The sequence below is a fragment of the Pseudanabaena cinerea FACHB-1277 genome, assembly GCF_014696345.1.
In the GTDB taxonomy this organism is placed as follows: domain Bacteria; phylum Cyanobacteriota; class Cyanobacteriia; order Pseudanabaenales; family Pseudanabaenaceae; genus Pseudanabaena; species Pseudanabaena cinerea.
The window spans coordinates 1-21,786 of record NZ_JACJPY010000077.1 but is presented as its reverse complement, the minus strand read 5'-3'; the positions used below and the strand labels follow the sequence as shown (position 1 = coordinate 21,786).

Genomic DNA, 21,786 nt, shown 5'->3' with positions numbered 1-21,786 from the left:
ATCTTTCCTAGTCGAGCCAAATTTGTCGGGCTTATGCTGGCGGTGTTTCAACCTGTAACTCACTTGCTATTCTAATATAAAGCCGTGCTGGAAGCACGGGGGTTTAAACCCATTTTTCTGATAACAAAGCGTTTACTACTAGAAAATCATGGCTATGATGACTATATTTGCTGCCGTACAAACTCCTGAAAAGGTTAAGGACACCGTAAAAGAGATTATACGCAAGCCTTATCCCAAGTATAAGGTCATTGTTTTAGACGATGATTTTAATACCTTTGATCATGTAGCTGATTGTTTAATGAAATACATTCCCAACATGAATGAAGAATTGGCATGGGAATTAACTAATCAGGTGCATTATCAAGGTTTGGCGATCGTTTGGGTGGGGCCGATGGAGCAGGCTGAGCTATACCATGCTCAGTTGAAACAAGCTGGGCTAACGATGGCTCCATTAGAGCCAGAATAGGAAGCCTAGAAGATGAGTGTTATTGCTACTTATTTTTTGAGTCTCAATGCGATGGTCGCTAGGGTAATCCCACCACATAGCCCTGTCAAAATCCAGTTTTTTACACTCCATTCCATTACACCAAGGTAATTAGAGCCGATCGCGATCGTGTGCATAGAGGCTAAGACTAGGGCGGGAATTGAGAGTAAATGCAGGGGTCGCCAATATTTACCCAATCGTTGCACCATCCAATCGGAACTGGTCAGCGCCGCAGGGGTCATCAAGGCGATCGCGATCGCCCCCAACCATAGGGAAATCTGATGCTGCGGAATCATAAAGGCAAAGGCATCAAGATTCCATTGCACTGTATGTTCGATTTTGTGAAAAGCATGGGCGAGGGCAAGCACAAATGCGCCTACACCGATCGCACGGCGGTAGGTTTTGAGGGGTAACCAGAACTTAAAAATTTGGCTCAAGGGTCTTGCTGCCAGAGCCAACACCAATAAAATCAAGCTGCTATGTCCTGTATAGTCCACCATGTCGCTAGTCCGCACAATCGTGAGGATGCCAATGGTCAGAGTAATCCAGCCGCCAAGTTGAAATAACTGACTGCGGCGATCGCGGCTGAGCAGGCTCGAAAATACACCAATGCCCACCATTGACGGCAGAGTTCCCAAACCAAAACAGAGCATCGTCAGCGCCCCCTGAGTCATATCACCAGTTTCCGCAGCCTTAATTTGAGCGGTGTAAAGAAATCCACAGGGAATCAGACCCCAAACAATTCCTAAAATTGCGGGGGTTAAGGGATGGGGACTTAAGGATAACTTGACCATAGCAGCGCTGAGGCGTTGGTGCAGAGCCGCTTGAGCCATAGGATTGAGCAGGGGGATCGGCGGCAATGTGGGGTTAATCTGGACAATGCCCATCCAGACTAATAGTAGACCTGTGGCGATCGCCAACCAGCGCCGCAAATCGCTTTCTAACCCTGCTAAATGTCCACCTGCCGCCAGCACCGAGCCGATCGCGCCAATGCCAGCCCCTGCGATCGCATAGCTAAGAATTCTGCCTAAATTAAGTAAGGTATGGAAATATAAATGTTGCCGCCAGTGGCGCGATGGCGCATCTTTAGCATCAGATTTAGCATTAGATAGGGAAAAAGCCACGGTCAAAGCGCCACACATTCCCACGCAATGACCAAAGCTGCCTAAAAACCCTAAAGCCGCCACGAGCCAAAGATCTAACATATATCAAGATCCTCGACTGACATTAGTTGTGAATACCAACTCAAAGGGTTGAAAGTCGCTACCATTCTTGGCAGTGCCTGTTAGCTTTAAGGCGTATCTGCCCACCTGTGGAAAAACGACACTAACGCTAGGCAACCCTAAAAACTGCTCTAAGAATCGATCTAAAAATGAGAAAGAACGATCGGGTGTAAATTTAAGATTGCGATCGCTTAGAGATTGAATTTCCATTTGGCAATTGCAACTGCTATAGGGAACGATTTCGCCGCCGCGCCTAGTGAGGGCAATCCACACCCGTGACTTTTTGCCAGCGATCGGGCGATCATAGGGGTCGATATGAATCGTGCCGCCGATCTCATCATCTACCTTCACTTCATGGGCAATTTTGATCGGGGCTTGCGCCAAATGGAATTTGGGCGACTGGGAATGGGTTTCAACAGCGATCGCCAAATTTAAGAACCAATACATAATTATTGAGCCTGAATCACGCCACAAGCAATGCGAGTTTTGTAATCCACATTGGGAATCGTGGATTTGCCATTTGCACCCGCATGGATCAGGATCGATGTACCGCCCTGCTTAAGCAAAGAGTTTGTGCCTATACCCAGAGTCAGGTTAGGCAACATGGCGACTAAACTGCCAGCGCCATTGGGCATCACCATCATATTCGGTAAGTCACCCGCAGGGGTATGGGCTGAGTGAGCATCCTGCTTAGGAACTTTCGGCATTTCATGTTTGTGGTGCAGATGGGGCGATCGCTTGCCATCGGTATGAATCCCCTGCGGATCAAAATGGCGACCAGAGGTACTGAAATCGGGAGCATCACATTTGCCAATTTCATGAATATGTACCATATGCTCTCCCTTGGCGAGGTTGCGGACTTGGAGGCTCACCTGTACACCCATATTCGTTTGCAAAAAGGTGGCAACCCCCACAAGCTCACCTTTAGCATCAAAAATGCGCGATATCGCACTGGATAATTTTTCTGAAGCGATCGCTCGATCTGGCGACACCATCACTGTAAAGGGAACAATAAAAGGAACAAAAGCATAACAGGAAAGGAACACAAGCGATCGCGTTGTCCAAATTTTACCCAAAACTGTTCTTAAATTCATCCCTAAATTCATCCCTAAATTCAAATGTTGGTTGTTCATCGTAATCAAATTCATACAGCGCTTTGCGCTTACTTAAAACCCAAAAATATTTTTGAGAGCGGCGCAGAGCAACGCTCTCAAAAATATTTTTGCACTACTCAAAGCATCAACAGGTTGTATTGAAGTTCTGATTATTACCTAGCGGCTTAAGCCTTTTGCCACCCTTGTTCGGCTCTTTCAAGGACATAATTTGCAACCGCATTAATTTCATCAGCAGTAAGTTTTTTGCCAAAGGCAGGCATTGCTCCCTTACCCTTTGTCACCTGCTTAGTAATGGCATCAACAGAATCCATCTTGTACTTTCGTAAAGCATCAATTTTCAAAGTTTTAGCAGCAACTACCCGATTTAGACCACCTGCATGGCAAGCTGCACAGTTACCATTAAAAATCCTTGCCCCTTCACCGCCATCGGCAAAGGCAGGAGACTGACTAAATAAGGCGATCGCGGTCAAAGAAGCCAAGCAAGCCATCAAAACAGACATGAAGCGTGAACCAATTAGTTTGATATTCATAGTTTTTTATTTATGCAAAATAGAAACGAAACTTCACAAAAATAAGGGCAAAGCGTTAGCTGCTGCCCCACGCGGCGTGAGCCGCTAAGTCGAGTTAAATTTTAGTCTGCGGCTATCATGACGGTATTTGTATTAGTAGTCAAAAGACAAGTCGTCAAACATCTATCTGAGTCACAACTAGGACAACAGTTTGCGCTAACTTAAAAACTAGATAAAGACTAGATAAAGTTGAGAATGCGCCACTTTTCAAATCTGATCCGTAACACTTCATGCCCTGATTGACTGACAAATCTTAACCATAAACGGGCAAGATGCCCGTTCCACAAGGATTCTGTCTTTGGAGGTCAGACATCTTGTCTGACAAGGCTTGCGCCCAGAAACTATTTATGGGATAGACTCGTCTTGCAAACTAGCAACATTGAACAATTTTGTAACAAGGCTTGGCTAAGTTCGATAAACCCGCACTTTGCCAAATCTTGCCAAACCCGCTAACCTTGGGGAAATATATGAAAAGCCTTGTAAAACTTTCATTTACATCTGTTTCAGCATCTGTTTTGGCGCTTTTAGTCACCGCCGCTACAGCCATGCCTAGCTTCGCCGCCGATCCCTTTCGGTCAAAAAATGCAAGGGCGATCGGCACAGAAACCCAAAAAGCATTTGAACTAATGTTCAAAGATGGGAACTATACCGCGGCAGTTAAACAGTTGGATATCGCTCTCAAAACCGAAGCTAATGAGCCATTAGTCCACGCCCTCAAAGCTTCCACTGCCTATGCTCAAGATGACTATTTGGGAATGCAGGTCTATGGCAAAAGAGTACGAGCCAATGCCGAAGCGCTAAGGGGCAGGGACAACTTACGCGCCTACTTATATCTAGCGGCTAGTGACTTGATCGAAGCAGGGTATATCGTTAAGTCTGAGGGTTTATCTAGTGCGCCGAGGGCTTTGCCATTGGTTCAAAATGTCTTTGATAGCATCAAAAAAGCTCAAGATATCGATCCTGCCGATCCTGAATTGAACTTGATTAAGGGCTATATCGATATGCTGATCGCTTCGGTATTGCCTCTGTCGGATCTAGAATCAGCGCTGTCTAGCTTGCGTCAATATGCTGCCCCCGACTATCTCAAATGGCGCGGCATTGCCCTTGCCTATCGTGATGCCCGCCGCCCTGAGCTTGCCCTCGATGCGGTCAATAAAGCGATCGCTGCTGCACCAAATAATCCTGATTTGAACTATCTCAAGGGACAAATTCTCTGGATGCAGGGCGGTAAAAGTATGCCTGAAGCTAAGGTACAGTTTGAGTTAGCCTTGAAAAAGGCAAAGCAATTGAGTCCCACTTTGCTGCAAGAGATTCGCGATCAATGCCGCAACCTATCGGGCGGCGTACAATGCGCTGAAAGCAAATAATATTAAGATAAAAATTTTAAATAAAAGCGTGGCTTAGCCGCGCTTTTTTATTGCGGGAAAGCGCTGTATACTGCAAGCAAATGTGCAAATCAATGTGCAAATCAAAAGTGTAACCCCAAACTTATGGCGCAAGATATTAAGCTGATCGTGGTGGATATTGATGGCACAATTAGTGGCGATGCCAATCAGGTCAATGACGCAGTGAAACAGGCGATCGCTGAAGCTCAGGCAAAAGGTGTAAAAGTGGCGATCGCCACAGGCAGGATGTATCGGTCGGCTTTGCGGTTCCATGAGGCGATCGGCTCCGATATGCCCTTGATCTCTTATCAGGGTGCTTTTATCAAAGATCCTCGCACCAATGAATTAGTAGGACATTGGCCTGTGGCGATCGAGCAAGCACTATCGCTTTTAGATGATTTGGGTGAGTTTGCAACTAACGAGAATCTTTCGATTCATATTTATATTGACGATCAACTTTACGTCAGGCAAATGACAGAGCAGACTGCTATCTATGCTGATCGTTCTAAGGTGGATGTGCAGGTGGTGGGCGATCTGCGGGAATTTTTGACTGGTAATACGGGACAGCCGCCTACAAAAATTTTGGCATTGAGCGATCGCGCCGAACTAATCACCGAGATGCTGCGAGTGCTGAAGGATAAATATACGCCGCAGCAGCTATATCTCACCAAGTCGGTAGCAACTTTTTTTGAAGCCACTAATCCGATCGCCAATAAAGGCACTGCCGTAAAACATCTTGCTGAGAATATTTTGGGATTTGATCGTTCTCAAGTGATGGCGATCGGTGACAATTTTAACGATTTAGAAATGATCGAGTATGCGGGTATTGGCGTGGTGATGGGTAATGGTGCAGAGGGAATGAAGCCCCTAGCCGATTGGATCGCGCCGAGGGTTGAGGAAGATGGTGTCGCGGCGGCGATCGCTAAATTTGTCCTTAATAGCTAAAGCCTTAATAGGAGAGCGCTATCTGAGTACGGCGGTATGGGGCGATCGCGATGATATCAAGATGATGTCAATAGGTGATAACCCGCGTGACAGGAAAAATCCATCTAATCACGAACCCGATCGCCATACTGCCACCTGTAACAATCGCGAATATTTTCCAGATGGTTGGAGATGGCAGATCTGTATCGAGCAGTTGTTTACCAACGAGAGTAATAGCAGCAGCGATCGCTCCAATGGCGGCACTGATCAACCAAGTGATGGGCTTTGAGGAAATGAGGATTGTGCCTTGGATCGTGATGGCGATCGTGATCATGGTGGCTATAATTTCCCAAATCGATAGTTTTTTGTCGGTTTGAGCTTCGTACCGCAGATCGTTGAAATTGGCAAAATATAGCCCTAAGCACACACAAGCAGTAATCAGGCTGTAATTAAGATTGGATTTGAAATATACAGTAACAATGGCAGCGATCGCTGCTAGCAATCCACCAAGGCTTTGAGGAATTGCCACAATTCCTAATATCGCTAGCAAAATCATATAGGCAGCGATCGCATAGTCATTTAAACGTATGACTTGATATAGCTCAATGCCAATATAACCATAGGTGATGGCGATCGCGATTAGGGAGATAAACAACCGCAAGCCAATTGCGATCTTGCCAATTTTGACTACCATAAACCTCTTATTGTAAATAAATTCGTTGATAATTTTCGTTGATAATATGGTTAATCGCTAACTGCGGCAATGGTGAAAGCCACATTAACTCTTTGTATATAAAGCGTATATAAAGCGCCATCAACGAATTATGCACGGCAAGGATTTGGATCTGCCAAAGTGTATAATCAAAGACGGTCAAAATTACAGTACTTACTTTTTCATTAAAGTTTCGCCAACAACATCATGATGCGTAGCAACTATTGCGGTCGTCTTAGCGCCGAACAGATTGGACAAACCGTTAGCCTGTGCGGTTGGATAGATCGCAGAAGGGATCATGGTGGGGTAATATTTCTAGATTTGCGCGATCGCACTGGCATTATTCAAATCGTCAGCGATCCCCAGCGTACACCCACATCCTATGACCAAGCAGGCGAGTTGCGAAATGAGTACGTGGTCAGGATTACAGGCAAGGTTTCTCAACGTCCCGAAGAATCCCTTAACCCTAAACTTGCCACTGGCGAAGTGGAAATTTATGCGGAGGCAATCGAATTATTAAATGCGGTTAACAAGCCTTTGCCATTCTTAGTTTCCGAGGCAGATACGGTCAAGGAAGAATTGCGCCTCAAATATCGTTATCTGGATATGCGTGGCGATCGCCTGTCCCAAAACCTCAAGTTGCGCTTTGAAGTCGTCAAATCAATCCGCCGCTTCCTTGAGGATGAATATGGTTTTATGGAAGTGGAAACCCCTATTCTTTGCCGCTCTACCCCTGAAGGAGCAAGGGATTATCTCGTGCCTAGCCGTGTTAGCGCTGGACAATGGTATGCCCTGCCCCAATCACCCCAATTATTCAAGCAGTTGTTAATGGTGGGCGGCTGCGATCGCTATTATCAAATTGCCCGATGCTTTCGCGATGAAGACCTTCGCGCTGATCGCCAGCCAGAATTTACGCAATTGGACATGGAAATGAGTTTCATGGCTCAAGATGAAATTATGGAATTGAATGAAAATTTGATTCGCTATATTTTCAAAGCCGTTAAAGGCATAGAATTAGGTAACTTCCCCCGCATCACCTATGCGGAATCGATGGAGCGCTATGGCTGCGATCGCCCCGATACTAGATTTGGCATGGAACTGGTCAATGTGACCGACCTATTTGCCAATTCAGGCTTTAAAGTATTTGCCAGCACCGTTGCCAATGGCGGTATCATCAAGGTTTTACCCGTAATCGGCGGTGATGAGGCAATCTCCAACACCCGCATTAAACCAGGGGGCGACTTAGCAAATCTGGTTGCCCAATATGGTGCAAAGGGATTAGCATTTATTCGCGTCCGTGAAGGCGGCGTGATTGACACCATCGGCGCTCTTAAAGACAGCCTCACTGAAGAAGTGAAACAGGAATTGCTTACCCGCACAGGCGCAACCGCAGGCACAATCCTGCTCTTCGGCGCTGGCGACAAGGCGATCGTGAATGAGTCGCTCTATCGCCTCCGTCTTGCCCTTGGTCATGAGTTGGGATTGATCGATCACGCCAAATTGAACTTTGTCTGGATTACCGACTTCCCGATGTTTGAATGGAATGCCGATGAGAAACGTTTAGAAGCATTGCACCATCCCTTTACTTCCCCTAGATCTGCTGATATCGCCAATGGTCAGCCCATTGATGTGCAAACGATCGCTCAAGCCTATGACCTCGTTCTCAATGGCACTGAGATCGGCGGCGGCAGTATTCGTATCCATCAGCGTGAAGTACAAGAAAAGGTATTTGCCGCGATCGGGCTTACGCCAGAACAGGCAAAGGATAAATTTGGATTTTTGCTAGAAGCCTTTGAATATGGCACACCGCCCCACGGTGGTTTGGCATTTGGACTTGATCGCCTCGTCATGTTGATTGCAGGAGCCGATTCCATCCGTGATGTAATCGCTTTCCCTAAAACCCAACAAGCCCGTGACCTGCTCACCGATGCGCCATCGGGTGTAGATGATTCCCAACTCAAGGAGTTGCACGTCAGGGTATCATTGCCTGCTGCGAAAAACAATTAGAAACTTACCTTACGCAGATAGAATTCCTGCGTTACTAAGGTTTCGGGCTGGCAGGAGGCACAGCCCCCACAAAATATGAATTGTTCAGGTAGGGGCAATCCCCCTGTGGTTGTCCTGCTTGGCTATTCTTTATGCAGCACCAATTCAGGTATATCTATCCATCTTCTCAACTCATGGGATTCCCTTGTTAAATCCATCAGCAACTGTGACCATACCCCCTCATACAAGCTAGGCAACATCGTTTGTTCAGATTGAATAGATTTGATCCAGCGATCGCTTAGGGCAAGAACGGGGGCTAAGCGTCCATCGCTGTAGGTTTGGGGTAATTCATATTCGGGAGGAATGGGTATGAGTTCCATTTCTGGGCGATCGAGTTTGCCATGACGCAAGCTAAATCCATGTACATAATCAGATTGATTAGAACTACCCAAAACTAAAGTTCCATCAGCTCCATAGACCGATATCCAATGTCCGCGTCCGCGATGGGTGACAGTACTCAAAGCAATATTACAAGGTGTCCCATCAGCAAGTTCTAAAAGAATATTACAGGTGTCATCACTATCGACATTACGCAGATTGCCATTGGCATCGGGACGTGCATGAATGCCCGTACTGAGTTGTCCGCAAAGACTTTTGATGTCCCCAAACAGCCAACGCACATAGTCGAAGGTGTGGGAGCCGATCGCTCCTAATGCGCCCCCACCAAATTCCTTTTGACTGTACCAATTCCAGATGCGGTTAGGATTAGCGCGTCCTTGCACCAACCATTCAATGGTTACTAAGCGTTTTTTTCCAATATAATTATGAGCTAGAAGATGTTTGAGATATTGCCATTGTGGTACATAGCGAAATTCAAAATCCGTAGCCGTAACAATGTTTTGTTGTAGCGCGAGTTGATATAGCTCGATCGCTTCCTGCACATTCATAGTCACAGGCTTTTCTAACAAAATATGTTTACCCGCCACGATCGCGGCTTTGGCTTGGGCATAGTGCAGACTTGGTGGGGTGGAAATGGCTACGGCTTGGACTGTGGGCAGTGCGAGCAAGTCTTCTAGGCGATCGCAAGCATGGTCAATTCCATATTTATCAGCAATCTCTCTGGCTTTGAGAGGGTCGCGGTGATAGATCGCCACTACTTCTGCTTCGGGATGGAGTTGAAATGCAGGAATATGAATAATCTGCCCAAACCCAGTACCGATGATACCAATACCAATTTTTGACATAGATTTTATTGAGTTCAATTTGGCGGCTAGGCAATTGCGGTAAGTTGGTGCTACACCAACTTACCAAGGTGTGAATACAATTTTGTGAATTGAAACCCAAACCCAGTAAGGTTTTTCAAAACAAAAAATGGCTTAGCTATTTCTTGTTTTGGTATAAGATACCGTAGATGGCGATCGCTCTGTACAAAAATTTTGTCTTATCGATATATCTTATTTTATAAACCCTATGGTGTTCTCTGTCAGTTTAGCGATGAGCGCCAACCCCCACGCCCAACCCTCAAGGACTATATCGACATTCCAGAGGTGTACTCCATTGGGCGCTTAGATTTTGATAGTGAAGGACTATTGCTATTGACTAATGATGGCGGGTTTAAGCATCGTCTCATCGATCCGCAATTTGCCCATCCTCGCACCTATTGGGTACAGGTAGAAGGCATTCCCGATCGCCAAGCTTTGGCAAAACTGGCGGCAGGGGTGATCATTCAAGGAGAGCGCACTAAACCTGCGATTGCCAAATTGTTAGAGCCGCAGCCAATTATGCCCCCACGCATTCCCCCAATCCGCTTTCGGGCAACCATTCCCACCACATGGCTAGAGATTACCTTAACAGAAGGGAAAAATCGACAGGTACGGAAAATGACCGCCGCCGTTGGGTTTCCCACTTTACGGCTGGTGCGGGTAGCGATCGCCACCTTGCATCTGCAAAATTTAGAACCTAGTTTAGAGGTTGGGCAATGGCGCGATCTGCACGAACTGGAGTTACAACAATTGCGTTTGAAAGTGTTGCCGCGCCGCCTGCGTTAATGCCGTCACGATGTTAGCAATTATGTCATTCATAGAATTATTAGACTCGTGAACTTCCGTGATTAGCTCTTGATAACCCACGACTGGCACGGTTGCACCAAATATTTCCCTTAACAAATCATGATTTGGCGCGATCGCTATGGAGCCATGTTGCAATACAGAGTTGCGGCGATAGACTTGAGCGCTGCCGATCAATTTGCGTCCATCGGCAATTACCAAATCGGCATTGGTGGCAGTGGAAAAACAACTGGGATTGTGAATATAGCCACGCCCCGCTTTGCCATAACCTAATTCCAAACCAAGCGCCGCAAAACCCTGTATCAAAAAACCACATAGATGTTCATAAATTTGCCGCGATCGCGCATTACCATCCCCGCTAGCATCGGTAACTATGGCATAGGTAAGATCGCCCCAATGCAAAACGGCGCGACCACCACTAGGGCGGCGCACAATATCCAGATTATGGATTGCGGCGATCGCTTGCCAGCGATCGGGATAAGTTTTTTGATGGAAGCCGAGGGATATTGCTGGCGGTGTCCAGCGATAGAACCGCAAAACTGACGGATAGGCAGGATCGCGGCTATGGCAATCTAATAAGTGATTATCGAAATCCATATGTTGCTGCCCCGATCCCTCAGCATAGGGCAGTAGCTGCCATTCTCTATTCATAGAGCCTTTTTTTGAATATTACGGGTTTCCAAGGACTGTGACACAAAAAGCAGGAGCAGTTTATAAACTGCTCCTGCCTTTGTCTATTTTATGTAGGTTTTATTTGTACAAGTCCTATTTGTGCTGAAAATTAAGCACTAAAGTTCTCTTTAAGGAACTCATCATTATCATCAGCGATCGCTGCAACAATAGTAATAATGCGCGAGATTTCCGCAGGCGAAAGATCTTCAACAGAACGAGATGCTAATACCAACACCTGATCGTTTTGGATGGCATACCTTGCTTCAAAAGTATCAGTGGCATTTTTTTCTAACAGCCAACGGCTAAGCTTTAGCTCATCCTTAAAAGGCGCATTTAAAACCACCGCAAAAACAGTAAAAGTATCCGTTGGCTCCATGCCCGTGATACTAACGATCACTTCTACAGTCCCATACTGAAATTTCCAAGTGTCGTGGGTTTGGTTTTCGAGGGCTGAATTATCGGCATCCATGCTGCCGATTACAGTCTGAATGGTTTGCACAATCTGATTGGCAGGGGGTGCAAAACTAGATTCGGTTTCCACAGGTGTTGCTGCTGATTCTGTTGCCAAGGTCATAGTGAAATATCTAGTTACTATCTGCCAATAGTTTACAGCGATTTTGGATAAAGTATAGAGATCGCTTAAATATCCTTATCTAGATGCTCTTGAGACAAGACCAACTATTGAGGCGTTAAGTAGTACAGAGAATTTTTTGAAAGGTATGCGAAGCATACCTTTCAAAAGACTCTCTGGGTTTTAAGTCAGCGCAAAGCGCTGTAAGCTTGTATCTAGTAGTTATGATTGTTAATTCATGCCAATTAATATATTAGAAACCTTTGTCTTAATAACAATACTCTGTGGTTTTTTGGGAATTATTCTTAAGAAAAACTTGTTCATGAAAGTTATGTCTATGGATGTGATGAGTACGGGCGTAATCGCCTATTTTGTGGTGATTGCCTCACGAGGCGGCGTATTTACACCCATCATTGGTGATGTCCCTAGGGATAATTTTGCTGACCCAGTGCCGCAGGCGGTAATTTTGACGGCGATCGTGATTGGCTTTTCGATTCAGTCGCTGATGCTAGTGGGTGTGATCAAATTAGCGCGGAATCACCCCACATTAGAGATTAATGAGATCGAGAAGGGCGATTTGTCATGATTACCCTAACTTTGATCTGGATTGCCTTGCCGTTTTTGGTGGGATTCATTATTTATCTACTGCCAAAGGGCGATCGCTACTTGGCACTGTTTGGGGCAGTTGCCTCAGCATTGTATGTAATTCCGTTGTTTGTTCAGCAAACGCCGATCAATTTACAACTGCTCGATAACTTTGGTGTGACCTTAGTTCTTGATCCCTTGGCAGGATTTTTTATCTTGACCAATGCGCTGGTCACGGCGGCAGTGATTATTTACTGCTGGCGTAGCGATCGCAACGCCTTTTTTTATGCTCAGGTCATATTGCTGCATGGCAGTATCAATGCGGCTTTTGCCTGCTCTGATTTCATCAGCTTATATGTGGCTCTAGAAGTAATTAGCATTGCCAGCTTTTTATTGATTGCCTATCCCCGTAGCGATCGCTCCATTTGGATTGGTTTGCGCTATTTATTTGTTAGCAATGTTGCCATGTTGTTTTATTTAATTGGCGCAGTGTTGGTATATAAAGCCACCCATTCCTTTACTTTTAGCGGACTGCGAGTCTCACCTCCCGAAGCGATCGCTTTGATATTTTTAGGGCTATTAGCAAAAGGCGGCATCTTTATATCAGGTCTATGGCTGCCCTTGACCCATGCTGAATCGGAGTCGCCTGTCTCGGCGCTAATGTCGGGTGTGGTGGTCAAAGCAGGAGTTTTGCCCTTGTTGCGATGCGCTCTATTGCTCGAGGAAATTGATCCGATTGTGCGGATCTTTGGGGTCAGTACGGCTCTGTTAGGGGTGAGCTTTGCGGTATTTGAAAAAGATACTAAGAGGCTATTAGCCTTTTCTACGGTTTCTCAGATGGGTTTTATCTTAGCTGCGCCCGCAGTCGGTGGATTTTATGCGCTCACTCACGGATTAGTGAAAGCCTCATTATTTTTGACAGTAAGTAAATTACCTAGCCGCAATTTTAGGGAACTGCAAACACAATCGATGCCCACAAATATTTGGATTGCCCTTGTGATTGCGGGTTTCTCGATTTCAGGATTTCCCATGCTAGCGGGATTTGGCGCAAAAATATTGACTCTCAAAAATGTTTTGTCTTGGCAAGATGTGGGTATGAATGTGGCGGCGGTGGGAACAACGATCGCCTTTGCAAAATTTATTTTTCTGCCCCATCAGTCAGCAGTTGAGGCGCAATCTGCTAAGAGCAAAACTGATTTTTGGGTAGCGATCGCTATTTTATTGGGCGGCTTATTTGTGGCAAATGTCGTTTATTATGAAGCCTATACTCTGGAAAATGCCATCAAACCTCTGGCAACAATCGCGATCGGTTGGCTTGCATATTGGCTAATTTTTAAACGTGTTGCAGTCAAATTGCCCCCATTGTTAGAGGATTTTGAGAATCTAATTGGTGTTATGAGCCTGATGTTAATTCTACTGTTCTGGATGGCAATATCATGATTGGACAATTTATTTTACGAATCGTGATTTGGTTTTTATTAACCGCAAATTTTACTATTACCAATATCATCATCGGTATCAGCATCTGTTTACTCATGCCCCATTACCATACCGAATCCTTTCGGATTAAAGATGTTGTGCAGGGCATCCAGAGAATTATAGTTGCGGTTCCTCAAGCCTATATCGAGGCGATCGCGATGATCTGGCAACCCCACAACCACGAAGAAGTAACTATGGAAGAAGCCCAAAATCGGCGATCGGCGGCGCTAGTATTCTTAGATATTTTCTTGATCACATTCACGCCGAAAACCATTGTGTTAAAGCATCGTCAAGATGGTTGGTATGACATCCATCGCGTAGTACGGCGCATCTCGAAGAGGCAAAATCCATGAATATTGATTTATCTCCTAGTTCTGTCTTGAATTTTTTCGTGGGCGCGATGGTGATATCTTTACTAATTCCTCTCTACGAGGCTTGGAAATACAGTGATGATACTTGGGAAATCATGCTTGCTTTTTCCAGTATTGCGGCTAAATCCGCAGTGATGATTTTAGTAATTGCGGTGTTGCGCGATGACTGGATGCTCGGTGTGGTGGGCGTGATTATATTGAGTGTGGGTAATGCAGGATTTATGCTTTTAGCGCACATTATTAGACGTATAGGAGAGTATAAAAATGACTGATTTCGCGCATATTCTCAGCTACCTTTGTATTTTCAGTGGGATCTTCTTTTGGTTTTGGGGAACCTCTGCACTAGTGACTAGGCGATCGGTACTTTTCAAACTTCATAGTCTTTCCGTATCGGATACCCTTGGCTCGATTGCGATCATATTCGGCTTGGTCTTACTCCGCCCCAAAGAGCTACCATTATTGATTTTGGCAATTATTTCCCTAGCCTTATGGAATACGATGCTGTGCTATGTGTTGGCATACTGCTCTAGCAGCACAACTAGGAAAAGATAATCTTATTCTTCATTTGGTATTAATAAATTCTCGTTAAGTTTGGAGCCGTAAATGATTGGTAATTACGATGGTTATGTCTATGCGATTTCGTTGCTGTTACCCGTATCTGCATTAATGTTAGTATCTCAAGCTAACCCTTATAATGCTCTAGTCCTTCGGGGCATATTGGGCGCAATGTCAGCATTAATCTACACGATTTTGGGAGCAGCCGATGTCGCATTGACAGAAGCTCTAGTCGGCTCTTTCTTAGCGACAATGCTTTATGCTGTGGCAGTGAGAGCCTCTTTGGTCTTGCGCTTGGGGGTGATCGAGAATATGGCGATCGCCCATGATTTAGAAGAAGAAATAGATAGGCTTACTGACTCTGAGGGGCAGGAGCGATCGGTACAAATTGCTGAAACCGCAGCTACAGATCGTAATTACCACGATCTAGACTTTAACAAACTCATAGATGCTATTAAGAATACTTTCAGCAAACATTATATGCGGGTAGAATTAGTGCCCTATGGCAATGTATTAGAACTAGAACAAGCGTTAGTTGATCGCAATGTTCATGCTACTTTGTATAGTCCTAAGACATTTACCAAAACCTCTAATCTTGGAGGGCAGGAAGATATTGAAGTCAATGGTGAAGCAATTATTGAAAGCAAAGCTTACCAGATCAAAGTGCGTCTCAATCGACTTTATGAGATTATGCAAGCAGATCCAGTTTTGGCTAATTCTCAATTAGTCAATGTCCAAGGGACTGATTACGACAAATGGGGAGCAGAAAGTCCTGCTAATCAAAGTGCATGAAAAGTGCATGAGAGCTGATTGACTGTCAAAAGTGTTTGTAATCCTTGTCAGACAAGATGTCTGACCTACACAAACAAATTCAAAATCCCTGTAGCGCGGGCATCCTGCCCGCTTTTGTGGGAGATCTGTCAGTCAATCAGGTATAAGAGTCTTTAGTCAAAGCGAACTTTCTATACCTACAGCGCTTTGTGTTCAAACCCAAACCAAGAAAAAGTTTTGAAAGCACTGCTTTGCAACGCTTTCAAAACCTTCCCTTGTGGCTCCTTTGAGTGGTTTGCACTTTTCCTTGCTGGAGTTTTAAGCCGCGATCGCCACAGGACTATCCAGCTTTTTCAATTGCTGCACTAGCAAGCTGAGGAATAAGCCGACATCAGTGACAACACCAACGGACTCAACGGAACCGCGATCAGAAAGTTTGGTGACTACCGCAGGATTGATATCCACACAAACCATCTTCACACCCGCAGGGGTCATATTGCCCACACCGATGGAATGCAGCATTGATGACAACATCAGGATCATATCTGCGCCGCGAATTTGTTCGCTATAGAGGCGTTGTGCCTCTAGTAAATCCATAACTGTGTCAGGCAAGGGACCATCATCTCGAATGGAACCTGCTAGAACAAAGGGAATATTGTTGGTGACACATTCGTACATCACTCCTGTTTTCACAAATCCCGCTTTTACTGCATTATGGATATTGCCATAACGACGCACAGAATTGATCACTTTGAGGTGATGGCGATGTCCGCCTTTGACGCTAATGCCGCGCTTGAGGTCAACACCGAGGGAAGTTCCCATACAGGCTTGTTCCATGTCATGGACGGCGATCGCATTGCCGCCGAGCATCGACTGCACATAGCCTTCACGGATCAAATAAGCCAAGTGGGGCGCACCACCCGTATGCACAACCACAGGACCACAGGAGACAACTAATTTGCCGCCGCGATCGCGAATTTGGCGCAGTTCCCAAGCAATTTGTTCCACCACTAATTCCACGCGCCGTTCACTGGACACACCCGCACCCATGAATGAGAACTCTTCTTTTTTGGAATTTTCTCTAGCTTCAGGTTTCCGCACCGTTCGCACGCCGTCATAGCCAACTACTACGCGATCGCCCACGACTAAATCGCGCAATAGCTTACAGGTAGCGGTTTTACCATCGGGGCTAATGGCGATCGCTGCATCCATACGTTGATTAGCACAACGAATCCATTCGCCATCCACACAGGCATCGGTGGGATAGATTGTGGTCACATAGAAGTCGTCAGGGGCAACGCCATCCTGTAAAACTGGCTCTAGGTTTGCCGCACAGGTATCACGATCCTGTAATACTGCCCCAATTTCAATCAACTCACCCATGATCGTTTCCATAAGGTCATGGGATGGCGCGGAAATGCGGATACGTGCTAAGGATGTACTTTGGCGTTGTTCGCCGAGATTAAATTCTAAGACTTGGAAACTACCGCCATTGTCAGTAACCAGATCGAGAGCACGGTTAATGATGCCCGAATCTAATAAATGTCCTGTGAGTTCCACAATTCTAGCTTCAACCCCACTGGGTTCCGCCACTGCCACCGACTCACCCACAGGAACTTCCACAGTTCGCAAGGTCAGACATTTAGCCGCTCCACCCGCTTTGAGAAACTCGGTAAGGGGAGTTTCAATCACATTAAATCCGCAATTAGTGATTTGCTGCTTGAGGCGATCGCTGATTTTGTTCATCACCACATGGCGATCGACATTAACCGCATTGCAAGCAAAATTGACTGCATCCGCCTCTTCGATCACAATCCGCTTTTCCACAGGAACGCGCATTTCGATCAAACGATTGGAATAGGAGTCAAAAGCAGGAGGATAATAGAGCAGATATCCACCCGTCAAAGGACAGAAGCAGGTGTCGAGATGGTAAAAGCGATTGTCAATTAAACGCAGGGAGAGAACTTCAACATCTAGCCATTTAGCGAGATAGGGGTGAGCGTCAAGCTCAGAACGGAAGCCATAGCCCGCCCATAACCAACCACCATTGCGATCAAACAATGCGTCACCCGCCCCTTCAAAGGGTAAATCCTTGGGTAACTCATAAACGGTAAAACCTTTAGACTCAAACCAAGCTTTGAAATAGGGTTCTTCGCCTTGGCGTTCTTTGTGCAGAAACCGACTCAATACCGCTTTATCGCCCAAAACTAAACCCGCATTGGCGGTAAATACCATATCTGGCCAGCCCTTTTCAGGGGTTACAAGTTCAACGTTAACGAGATTTTTGAGGACTCCATAGAGCTTTTGCCATTGTTCCACAGCGCGATCGCGGCTTGATTTGTGAACGTTACCCTCCATCCAAGGATTGATCACATAGTCCACATCGTAGTGATCGGGCGCACACATCAGATAATTCAGTGGGGAAGTCATAGATAAGAGTGAATAATTGGGGAAGTTGCCAAGTTCGGCACATAAATGTTTGACATTTTGGCTAATCTATCAAAAGCACAAATACGTCAATCTTTAATCATACCCAATAAATTCATTCACATACACAGGTAAAAGTTATCATCCCCTGATAATGTAGCGATCGCCAATTTTGCGGCATTGCTTTGCGCTTAAAATTTCTTGAGTTTGACATTTCTTGAGTTTGACAACAGCACAAAGCGCTATATTTTGTTGATATTGATCCAATTAAACCGAATTAAGTCAAAAGTGGCGATGCGTAACCAACAGTTAAGTTTACAAGCTAGAGGTTTGAGTATATTTGTGGAACTGGTGCGGACTTGCTCAATGGCTTGGGTAAATTGGCTAAAATTGCTAGTAACTTGTAGCCTAGCCTGTGTTATTCTGCTCAACTTTGCTATGCCTGTCCAAGCTGGCAAATTCATGAGTTCGCTGGCATTTGAGTCCACTGATGACATTGTGGAGGTAGCTGCGATTTATGAGAGTTCCTATGCAACCCAAAAGACTTTAGTAAAGTCATTGAAAGTCAGCAATAAGCCTATGAAAAAAGCCCTTGGGTTTAAGGGGTTTGCTTTACTCCAAAGCCAAAATGGGAACAAGGTAATTGCCCTTTCTCAATGGCAAGATCTTGATAGCTATGAAGCCTATATGCCCTCTGCTTCAGGAGCTAAGTCTAAGAATTCGGAAACTGCTTCAGCGATACCTGCACCAACCCAAACCCTGATCTATGAAATTGTCTCGGCTCAGACCGCGATCGCTGGTGCAAAGCCCGCTCTGAGAGGCAAAGAGGCAGTTGTCAGATGGACTCACCTTACCCCAAAAAATATTGCTATAAACACTGCTACGAATATTGCCGATTCTGAAATGCGATCGTCCTTGCTGGATCAAGTTAGTGAGATTGTGCCGTCACTTTTAGCCAGTCAACCGATACCACAGTCAGTAATTTTATTGAAGGGGATAGATAGTGATGACATTACGATTATGAGCAATTGGAACTGTAGCGCTATGTTTGAGGATGTTGGCAAGCCAGAGGCGATCACGCTAGATGAGGATCTCATTGCCCTAGCAGACAGTGACGATACCATCTATGACGTGATCACCCTCATACCTGCGCCCGTCAAAAAACAGAAGGCGATCGCTAACTAGGGGGAGTAGATTTGAGATATTTATAGAGCCAACCACATCCACCTAAACAAGTGCGTTTGTCTTCTTCTGACACATTGATATTGGTGCGTAAATATTCTTGCAACCATTGACAACCGCGCATGAGTAGATTTTCAAGGTCAAGGTTCCACATAATAATTTTGTGATCTTCACCTGCGGAAACCAGAATTTTGCCATTGGGGCTAAAACAAACACTACGAACTGGCCCCTGATGACCATTGAAGGTACGGAGTAAAGTACCATCGCCACTCCAAAATTGAATTGTGGAATCCTCGCTGGCGGAGACAATGGACTTGCCATCAGGACTAAAGCAAACACTGGTCACTTCGGCACTATGACCGTTTAGGGTCTTAATGAGTTGACCTTCGATACTCCAGAGCTTCACGCTCTGATCCATACTGCCAGTGGCGATCATTGTGCCGTTAGGGTTAAAACACACTGTATATACCTCGGCGCTATGTCCATCGAGCGTGCCTAGCAACTGACCATCCCAACTCCAAAGATTCACCATTTTGTCTTTGCTAGCGGATGCCAACATACTGCCATCAGGACTAAAGTCTATACTGTAAACTTCGCCTGTGTGACCTGAGAGGGTTTGTAACCATTTACCATCGGCACTCCAGACCCTCACCGTGCTATCAGCACTACAGGACGCAAAGACTTGACCATCACAGCGATAGACAACTTTATAGATTTCGGCACGGTGGGCGCTAATTGTATCAATTAAATTGCCTTCGGTTGACCAGATTTTGATGCTGGCATCGGCGGCGGCAGTGAGTATCGTTGAGCTATCAGGACTAAAGGCAACGCTATTTACTTTGTCATTATGCCCTTCAAGGATGGTTTGCAGAGTTCCGTTAGCATTCCAGAGATTAACGGTTTTGTCTTTACAGGTGGATGCTAAAAATTTGGAGTTGGGACTAATGGCGATCGCCATAATTTCATCGGTATGTCCCATCAGGGTGCGTAGGGGGGTTCCGCGAATTACCCATAATTTCACGGTGGTATCACGACTGGCAGAAGCAATATTTTTGCCATCGGGACTAAAGGCAATGCTATGAACAACATCGCCATGTCCTTGAAAGGTGGAGATTAAGCCCTGTTCAATATCCCAAATGCGAATGCTACGATCAAACCCTGCGGAGGCAATGGTGTGGTTATCATGGCTAAAGGCAACACTCCACACTTTGTCGGTGTGACCATAGAAAGTTTTGAGTAGGACACCATCAGTTCCCCACATTTTGACAGTGCGATCGCGGCTACCAGAAACGATCGCCAAGCCATTAGGGGCATAGGCAACACTTTCGACAAAGCTATCGTGACCACGCAGGTGACGCATCGCCACACCCATCGTATTCCAAATGATCAAATTGCGGTCAGCACTGCCCGAAACAAGGGATTTGCTATTGGGGTGAAACGCAACACAAGTGACCCAGCGATCGTGTCCGCCGCGCAATGTTCTAATGGCAGTGCCATCACTTTTCCATAACTTAACGGTGGTGTCCTCGCTGGCAGAAGCGATCATCTCGCCGTCATGGCTAAAGCAAATATCTAAGATCGGTCCATCATGCCCCTTAAGGTTGGCGATCGGTTGTGGCTGAAAATCCTCTGTTTCCGAATTACGTTGCCATAGTTTAATGATGTTGTCGCGACTGCCCGATACTAACAATTTTCCATCAGGACTAAAGGCGACACAAGTAACCCAGTTTGTATGTCCTACTATAGTTTGCAGCAGAACCCCTGAAGTATTCCAAATTTTAATCGTGCGATCGCTACTGGCGGTGGCAATAAATTGACCGTCACGGGAATAGCAAACCTTATTTACCCAAAAGCCATGTCCTTCAAGGCGGTTATATTCATGGGTTCCATAGATTACCTGCTCTAGGGCAGTGATCGCCCGAATTTGTGTATTTGCTCGCAAGTTTTCAAGGGCTGCTGCATCGACCTGTGTGGTTAAACGCTTGAGTTGTACACCACCGATCACCCCTGCAATCATTGCTTCAATGTGATTGTTGGATAAATATAATGCTTCTGAAGAAATCGTTAGGGCAACAATTTTCTCATTAATTTCCCCCATCTCTGCCACTACCCTTTGGCGACGCTCGGCATCAAGGCTCTTTTCTAGCTCCTCACTCAGTTTTTCAAGGCGATCGGCATCAGCAGCCCGCGCAGAAATTAGCTGTTCCCGTTCATTGATACGGCTCGAAGCTTCCAGAAAGTCCCGATCTGCCTTGGGCAAATCCGCCTGAGTATCTGCCCAAGCGATCGCCTCAGTAAGTCGCGTCCCCCGCAACAATGCCGATTCATCGGTTTCCTCCGATCGCTGCCATGCCTGCAATGCTTCTAAATAAGGACAGTTGGCAATTTCCGAAAAACTTATTTTGCTCTGAACCTTGATCACCACGATCGACACATCATCATCGGGGATCGATTTGCCCGAAAATTTATCAAGGGCAACCTTTAAACCATCAAGGATGTCGGCGGCTCCATATTTAGTAAGTTCAATGATTGCTTTACATAGGGGCGAAACGGCATCATCCCCAGCCCTACCAAAGTCCTCACCGTCAGGACTAGTCGCCTCATATAACAATACTACGGACAAAATTGGTCAGAGATAGAGCCGTAAGAGCAAAGCTTGTGGAAATTAGGGTGTAATTTAATCGAAGTAAGGTCTAAATCTAACAGGGA

The 21,786-nt window shown here is 45.7% G+C and carries 22 protein-coding genes; 12 read left to right on the top strand and 10 right to left on the bottom strand.

The window, feature by feature from the left end; all coding sequences use genetic code 11:
- Positions 1 to 157 precede the first annotated feature (157 nt).
- Entirely contained in the window at positions 158 to 466 is a 309-nt protein-coding gene (clpS, locus tag H6F44_RS18265) for an ATP-dependent Clp protease adapter ClpS (protein ID WP_190352465.1), read from the top strand.
- A gap of 29 nt (positions 467 to 495) precedes the next feature.
- On the opposite strand, the gene H6F44_RS18260 is transcribed toward clpS, so the two are convergent.
- The 4 genes from H6F44_RS18260 to petJ all read right to left on the bottom strand — a co-directional run bounded on the left by H6F44_RS18260 (position 496) and on the right by petJ (position 3,322).
- Complete coding sequence (locus tag H6F44_RS18260) at positions 496 to 1,689, bottom strand: urease accessory protein UreH domain-containing protein (RefSeq protein WP_190352462.1); 1,194 nt, start codon at positions 1,687 to 1,689, stop codon at positions 496 to 498.
- Positions 1,690 to 1,692: 3 nt separating this feature from the next.
- The gene (locus H6F44_RS18255; RefSeq protein ID WP_190352461.1) at positions 1,693 to 2,154 is read right to left on the bottom strand and encodes a hypothetical protein; all 462 of its coding nucleotides are present in this window, start codon (positions 2,152 to 2,154) and stop codon (positions 1,693 to 1,695) included.
- A gap of 2 nt (positions 2,155 to 2,156) precedes the next feature.
- Entirely contained in the window at positions 2,157 to 2,855 is a 699-nt protein-coding gene (locus H6F44_RS18250; protein WP_190352460.1) for a superoxide dismutase family protein, read from the bottom strand.
- Between the two features lie 131 nt (positions 2,856 to 2,986).
- On the bottom strand, positions 2,987 to 3,322 hold the full coding sequence (gene petJ / locus H6F44_RS18245) for a cytochrome c6 PetJ (RefSeq protein ID WP_190352464.1): 336 nt from the start codon (positions 3,320 to 3,322) through the stop codon (positions 2,987 to 2,989).
- 536 nt (positions 3,323 to 3,858) lie between these two features.
- Here petJ and H6F44_RS18240 point away from each other — a divergent pair.
- Together H6F44_RS18240 and H6F44_RS18235 are read left to right on the top strand one after the other, a co-directional pair.
- Positions 3,859 to 4,758, top strand: coding sequence for a Sll0314/Alr1548 family TPR repeat-containing protein (locus H6F44_RS18240; RefSeq protein WP_242016640.1), 900 nt, complete (start codon positions 3,859 to 3,861; stop codon positions 4,756 to 4,758).
- A 123-nt stretch (positions 4,759 to 4,881) separates the two neighbouring features.
- Entirely contained in the window at positions 4,882 to 5,721 is an 840-nt protein-coding gene (locus H6F44_RS18235) for a Cof-type HAD-IIB family hydrolase (protein ID WP_190352458.1), read from the top strand.
- Positions 5,722 to 5,788: 67 nt separating this feature from the next.
- On the opposite strand, the gene H6F44_RS18230 is transcribed toward H6F44_RS18235, so the two are convergent.
- A complete protein-coding gene (locus tag H6F44_RS18230; RefSeq protein WP_190352457.1) occupies positions 5,789 to 6,394 on the bottom strand; it encodes a hypothetical protein in 606 nt (201 codons plus the stop codon).
- Positions 6,395 to 6,622: 228 nt separating this feature from the next.
- Here H6F44_RS18230 and aspS point away from each other — a divergent pair, with 228 nt between their 5' ends.
- Positions 6,623 to 8,419 (top strand): aspartate--tRNA ligase, encoded by a 1,797-nt coding sequence (gene aspS / locus H6F44_RS18225; RefSeq protein ID WP_190352463.1) that lies wholly within the window; start codon positions 6,623 to 6,625, stop codon positions 8,417 to 8,419.
- 122 nt (positions 8,420 to 8,541) lie between these two features.
- Here aspS and H6F44_RS18220 read toward each other — a convergent pair whose 3' ends face one another.
- On the bottom strand, positions 8,542 to 9,642 hold the full coding sequence (locus H6F44_RS18220; protein ID WP_190352456.1) for a Gfo/Idh/MocA family protein: 1,101 nt from the start codon (positions 9,640 to 9,642) through the stop codon (positions 8,542 to 8,544).
- Between the two features lie 192 nt (positions 9,643 to 9,834).
- Between H6F44_RS18220 and H6F44_RS18215 the strand changes: the two genes are divergently transcribed.
- The gene (locus H6F44_RS18215; RefSeq protein WP_190352455.1) at positions 9,835 to 10,446 is read left to right on the top strand and encodes a pseudouridine synthase; all 612 of its coding nucleotides are present in this window, start codon (positions 9,835 to 9,837) and stop codon (positions 10,444 to 10,446) included.
- On the opposite strand, the gene H6F44_RS18210 is transcribed toward H6F44_RS18215, so the two are convergent.
- The gene (locus H6F44_RS18210; RefSeq protein ID WP_190352454.1) at positions 10,402 to 11,115 is read right to left on the bottom strand and encodes a lipoate--protein ligase family protein; all 714 of its coding nucleotides are present in this window, start codon (positions 11,113 to 11,115) and stop codon (positions 10,402 to 10,404) included. The genes H6F44_RS18215 and H6F44_RS18210 overlap by 45 nt on opposite strands.
- Positions 11,116 to 11,245: 130 nt before the next feature.
- A complete protein-coding gene (locus H6F44_RS18205) occupies positions 11,246 to 11,710 on the bottom strand; it encodes a YbjN domain-containing protein (protein WP_190352453.1) in 465 nt (154 codons plus the stop codon).
- A gap of 235 nt (positions 11,711 to 11,945) precedes the next feature.
- Here H6F44_RS18205 and H6F44_RS18200 point away from each other — a divergent pair, with 235 nt between their 5' ends.
- The 6 genes from H6F44_RS18200 to H6F44_RS18175 are packed head-to-tail and all read left to right on the top strand — an operon-like array spanning position 11,946 to position 15,489.
- Positions 11,946 to 12,293, top strand: a complete 348-nt coding sequence (locus tag H6F44_RS18200) for an NADH-quinone oxidoreductase subunit K (protein WP_190352452.1) — start codon at positions 11,946 to 11,948, stop codon at positions 12,291 to 12,293.
- Positions 12,290 to 13,732, top strand: coding sequence for a cation:proton antiporter (locus H6F44_RS18195; protein WP_190352451.1), 1,443 nt, complete (start codon positions 12,290 to 12,292; stop codon positions 13,730 to 13,732). Before H6F44_RS18200 ends, H6F44_RS18195 begins: the two co-directional genes overlap by 4 nt.
- Complete coding sequence (locus tag H6F44_RS18190) at positions 13,729 to 14,124, top strand: Na+/H+ antiporter subunit E (protein ID WP_190352450.1); 396 nt, start codon at positions 13,729 to 13,731, stop codon at positions 14,122 to 14,124. The genes H6F44_RS18195 and H6F44_RS18190 overlap by 4 nt, the downstream gene beginning before the upstream one ends.
- A complete protein-coding gene (locus H6F44_RS18185; protein ID WP_190352449.1) occupies positions 14,121 to 14,414 on the top strand; it encodes a hypothetical protein in 294 nt (97 codons plus the stop codon). Before H6F44_RS18190 ends, H6F44_RS18185 begins: the two co-directional genes overlap by 4 nt.
- Positions 14,407 to 14,694, top strand: a complete 288-nt coding sequence (locus H6F44_RS18180) for a monovalent cation/H(+) antiporter subunit G (protein ID WP_190352448.1) — start codon at positions 14,407 to 14,409, stop codon at positions 14,692 to 14,694. The genes H6F44_RS18185 and H6F44_RS18180 overlap by 8 nt, the downstream gene beginning before the upstream one ends.
- Positions 14,695 to 14,745: 51 nt before the next feature.
- Entirely contained in the window at positions 14,746 to 15,489 is a 744-nt protein-coding gene (locus H6F44_RS18175) for a DUF4040 domain-containing protein (RefSeq protein WP_190352447.1), read from the top strand.
- A 297-nt stretch (positions 15,490 to 15,786) separates the two neighbouring features.
- On the opposite strand, the gene argZ is transcribed toward H6F44_RS18175, so the two are convergent.
- Complete coding sequence (argZ, locus tag H6F44_RS18170) at positions 15,787 to 17,898, bottom strand: bifunctional arginine dihydrolase/ornithine cyclodeaminase (RefSeq protein ID WP_190352446.1); 2,112 nt, start codon at positions 17,896 to 17,898, stop codon at positions 15,787 to 15,789.
- Positions 17,899 to 18,189: 291 nt separating this feature from the next.
- Between argZ and H6F44_RS18165 the strand changes: the two genes are divergently transcribed.
- Positions 18,190 to 19,080: a hypothetical protein gene (locus tag H6F44_RS18165; RefSeq protein WP_190352445.1), complete on the top strand. Its 891-nt coding sequence runs from the start codon at positions 18,190 to 18,192 to the stop codon at positions 19,078 to 19,080.
- Here H6F44_RS18165 and H6F44_RS18160 read toward each other — a convergent pair.
- On the bottom strand, positions 19,073 to 21,700 hold the full coding sequence (locus H6F44_RS18160; RefSeq protein WP_242016639.1) for a WD40 repeat domain-containing protein: 2,628 nt from the start codon (positions 21,698 to 21,700) through the stop codon (positions 19,073 to 19,075). The genes H6F44_RS18165 and H6F44_RS18160 overlap by 8 nt on opposite strands.
- Positions 21,701 to 21,786 lie beyond the last annotated feature (86 nt).

Coding starts and splice junctions, on each gene's coding strand:
- clpS (WP_190352465.1), top strand. CDS start 158: ATGACTATATTTGCTGCCGTACAAACTCCTGAAAAGGTTAAGGACACC.
- H6F44_RS18260 (WP_190352462.1), bottom strand. CDS start 1,689: ATGTTAGATCTTTGGCTCGTGGCGGCTTTAGGGTTTTTAGGCAGCTTT.
- H6F44_RS18255 (WP_190352461.1), bottom strand. CDS start 2,154: ATGTATTGGTTCTTAAATTTGGCGATCGCTGTTGAAACCCATTCCCAG.
- H6F44_RS18250 (WP_190352460.1), bottom strand. CDS start 2,855: ATGAATTTGATTACGATGAACAACCAACATTTGAATTTAGGGATGAAT.
- petJ (WP_190352464.1), bottom strand. CDS start 3,322: ATGTCTGTTTTGATGGCTTGCTTGGCTTCTTTGACCGCGATCGCCTTA.
- H6F44_RS18240 (WP_242016640.1), top strand. CDS start 3,859: ATGAAAAGCCTTGTAAAACTTTCATTTACATCTGTTTCAGCATCTGTT.
- H6F44_RS18235 (WP_190352458.1), top strand. CDS start 4,882: ATGGCGCAAGATATTAAGCTGATCGTGGTGGATATTGATGGCACAATT.
- H6F44_RS18230 (WP_190352457.1), bottom strand. CDS start 6,394: ATGGTAGTCAAAATTGGCAAGATCGCAATTGGCTTGCGGTTGTTTATC.
- aspS (WP_190352463.1), top strand. CDS start 6,623: ATGCGTAGCAACTATTGCGGTCGTCTTAGCGCCGAACAGATTGGACAA.
- H6F44_RS18220 (WP_190352456.1), bottom strand. CDS start 9,642: ATGTCAAAAATTGGTATTGGTATCATCGGTACTGGGTTTGGGCAGATT.
- H6F44_RS18210 (WP_190352454.1), bottom strand. CDS start 11,115: ATGAATAGAGAATGGCAGCTACTGCCCTATGCTGAGGGATCGGGGCAG.
- H6F44_RS18205 (WP_190352453.1), bottom strand. CDS start 11,710: ATGACCTTGGCAACAGAATCAGCAGCAACACCTGTGGAAACCGAATCT.
- H6F44_RS18200 (WP_190352452.1), top strand. CDS start 11,946: ATGCCAATTAATATATTAGAAACCTTTGTCTTAATAACAATACTCTGT.
- H6F44_RS18195 (WP_190352451.1), top strand. CDS start 12,290: ATGATTACCCTAACTTTGATCTGGATTGCCTTGCCGTTTTTGGTGGGA.
- H6F44_RS18190 (WP_190352450.1), top strand. CDS start 13,729: ATGATTGGACAATTTATTTTACGAATCGTGATTTGGTTTTTATTAACC.
- H6F44_RS18185 (WP_190352449.1), top strand. CDS start 14,121: ATGAATATTGATTTATCTCCTAGTTCTGTCTTGAATTTTTTCGTGGGC.
- H6F44_RS18180 (WP_190352448.1), top strand. CDS start 14,407: ATGACTGATTTCGCGCATATTCTCAGCTACCTTTGTATTTTCAGTGGG.
- H6F44_RS18175 (WP_190352447.1), top strand. CDS start 14,746: ATGATTGGTAATTACGATGGTTATGTCTATGCGATTTCGTTGCTGTTA.
- argZ (WP_190352446.1), bottom strand. CDS start 17,898: ATGACTTCCCCACTGAATTATCTGATGTGTGCGCCCGATCACTACGAT.
- H6F44_RS18165 (WP_190352445.1), top strand. CDS start 18,190: ATGCGTAACCAACAGTTAAGTTTACAAGCTAGAGGTTTGAGTATATTT.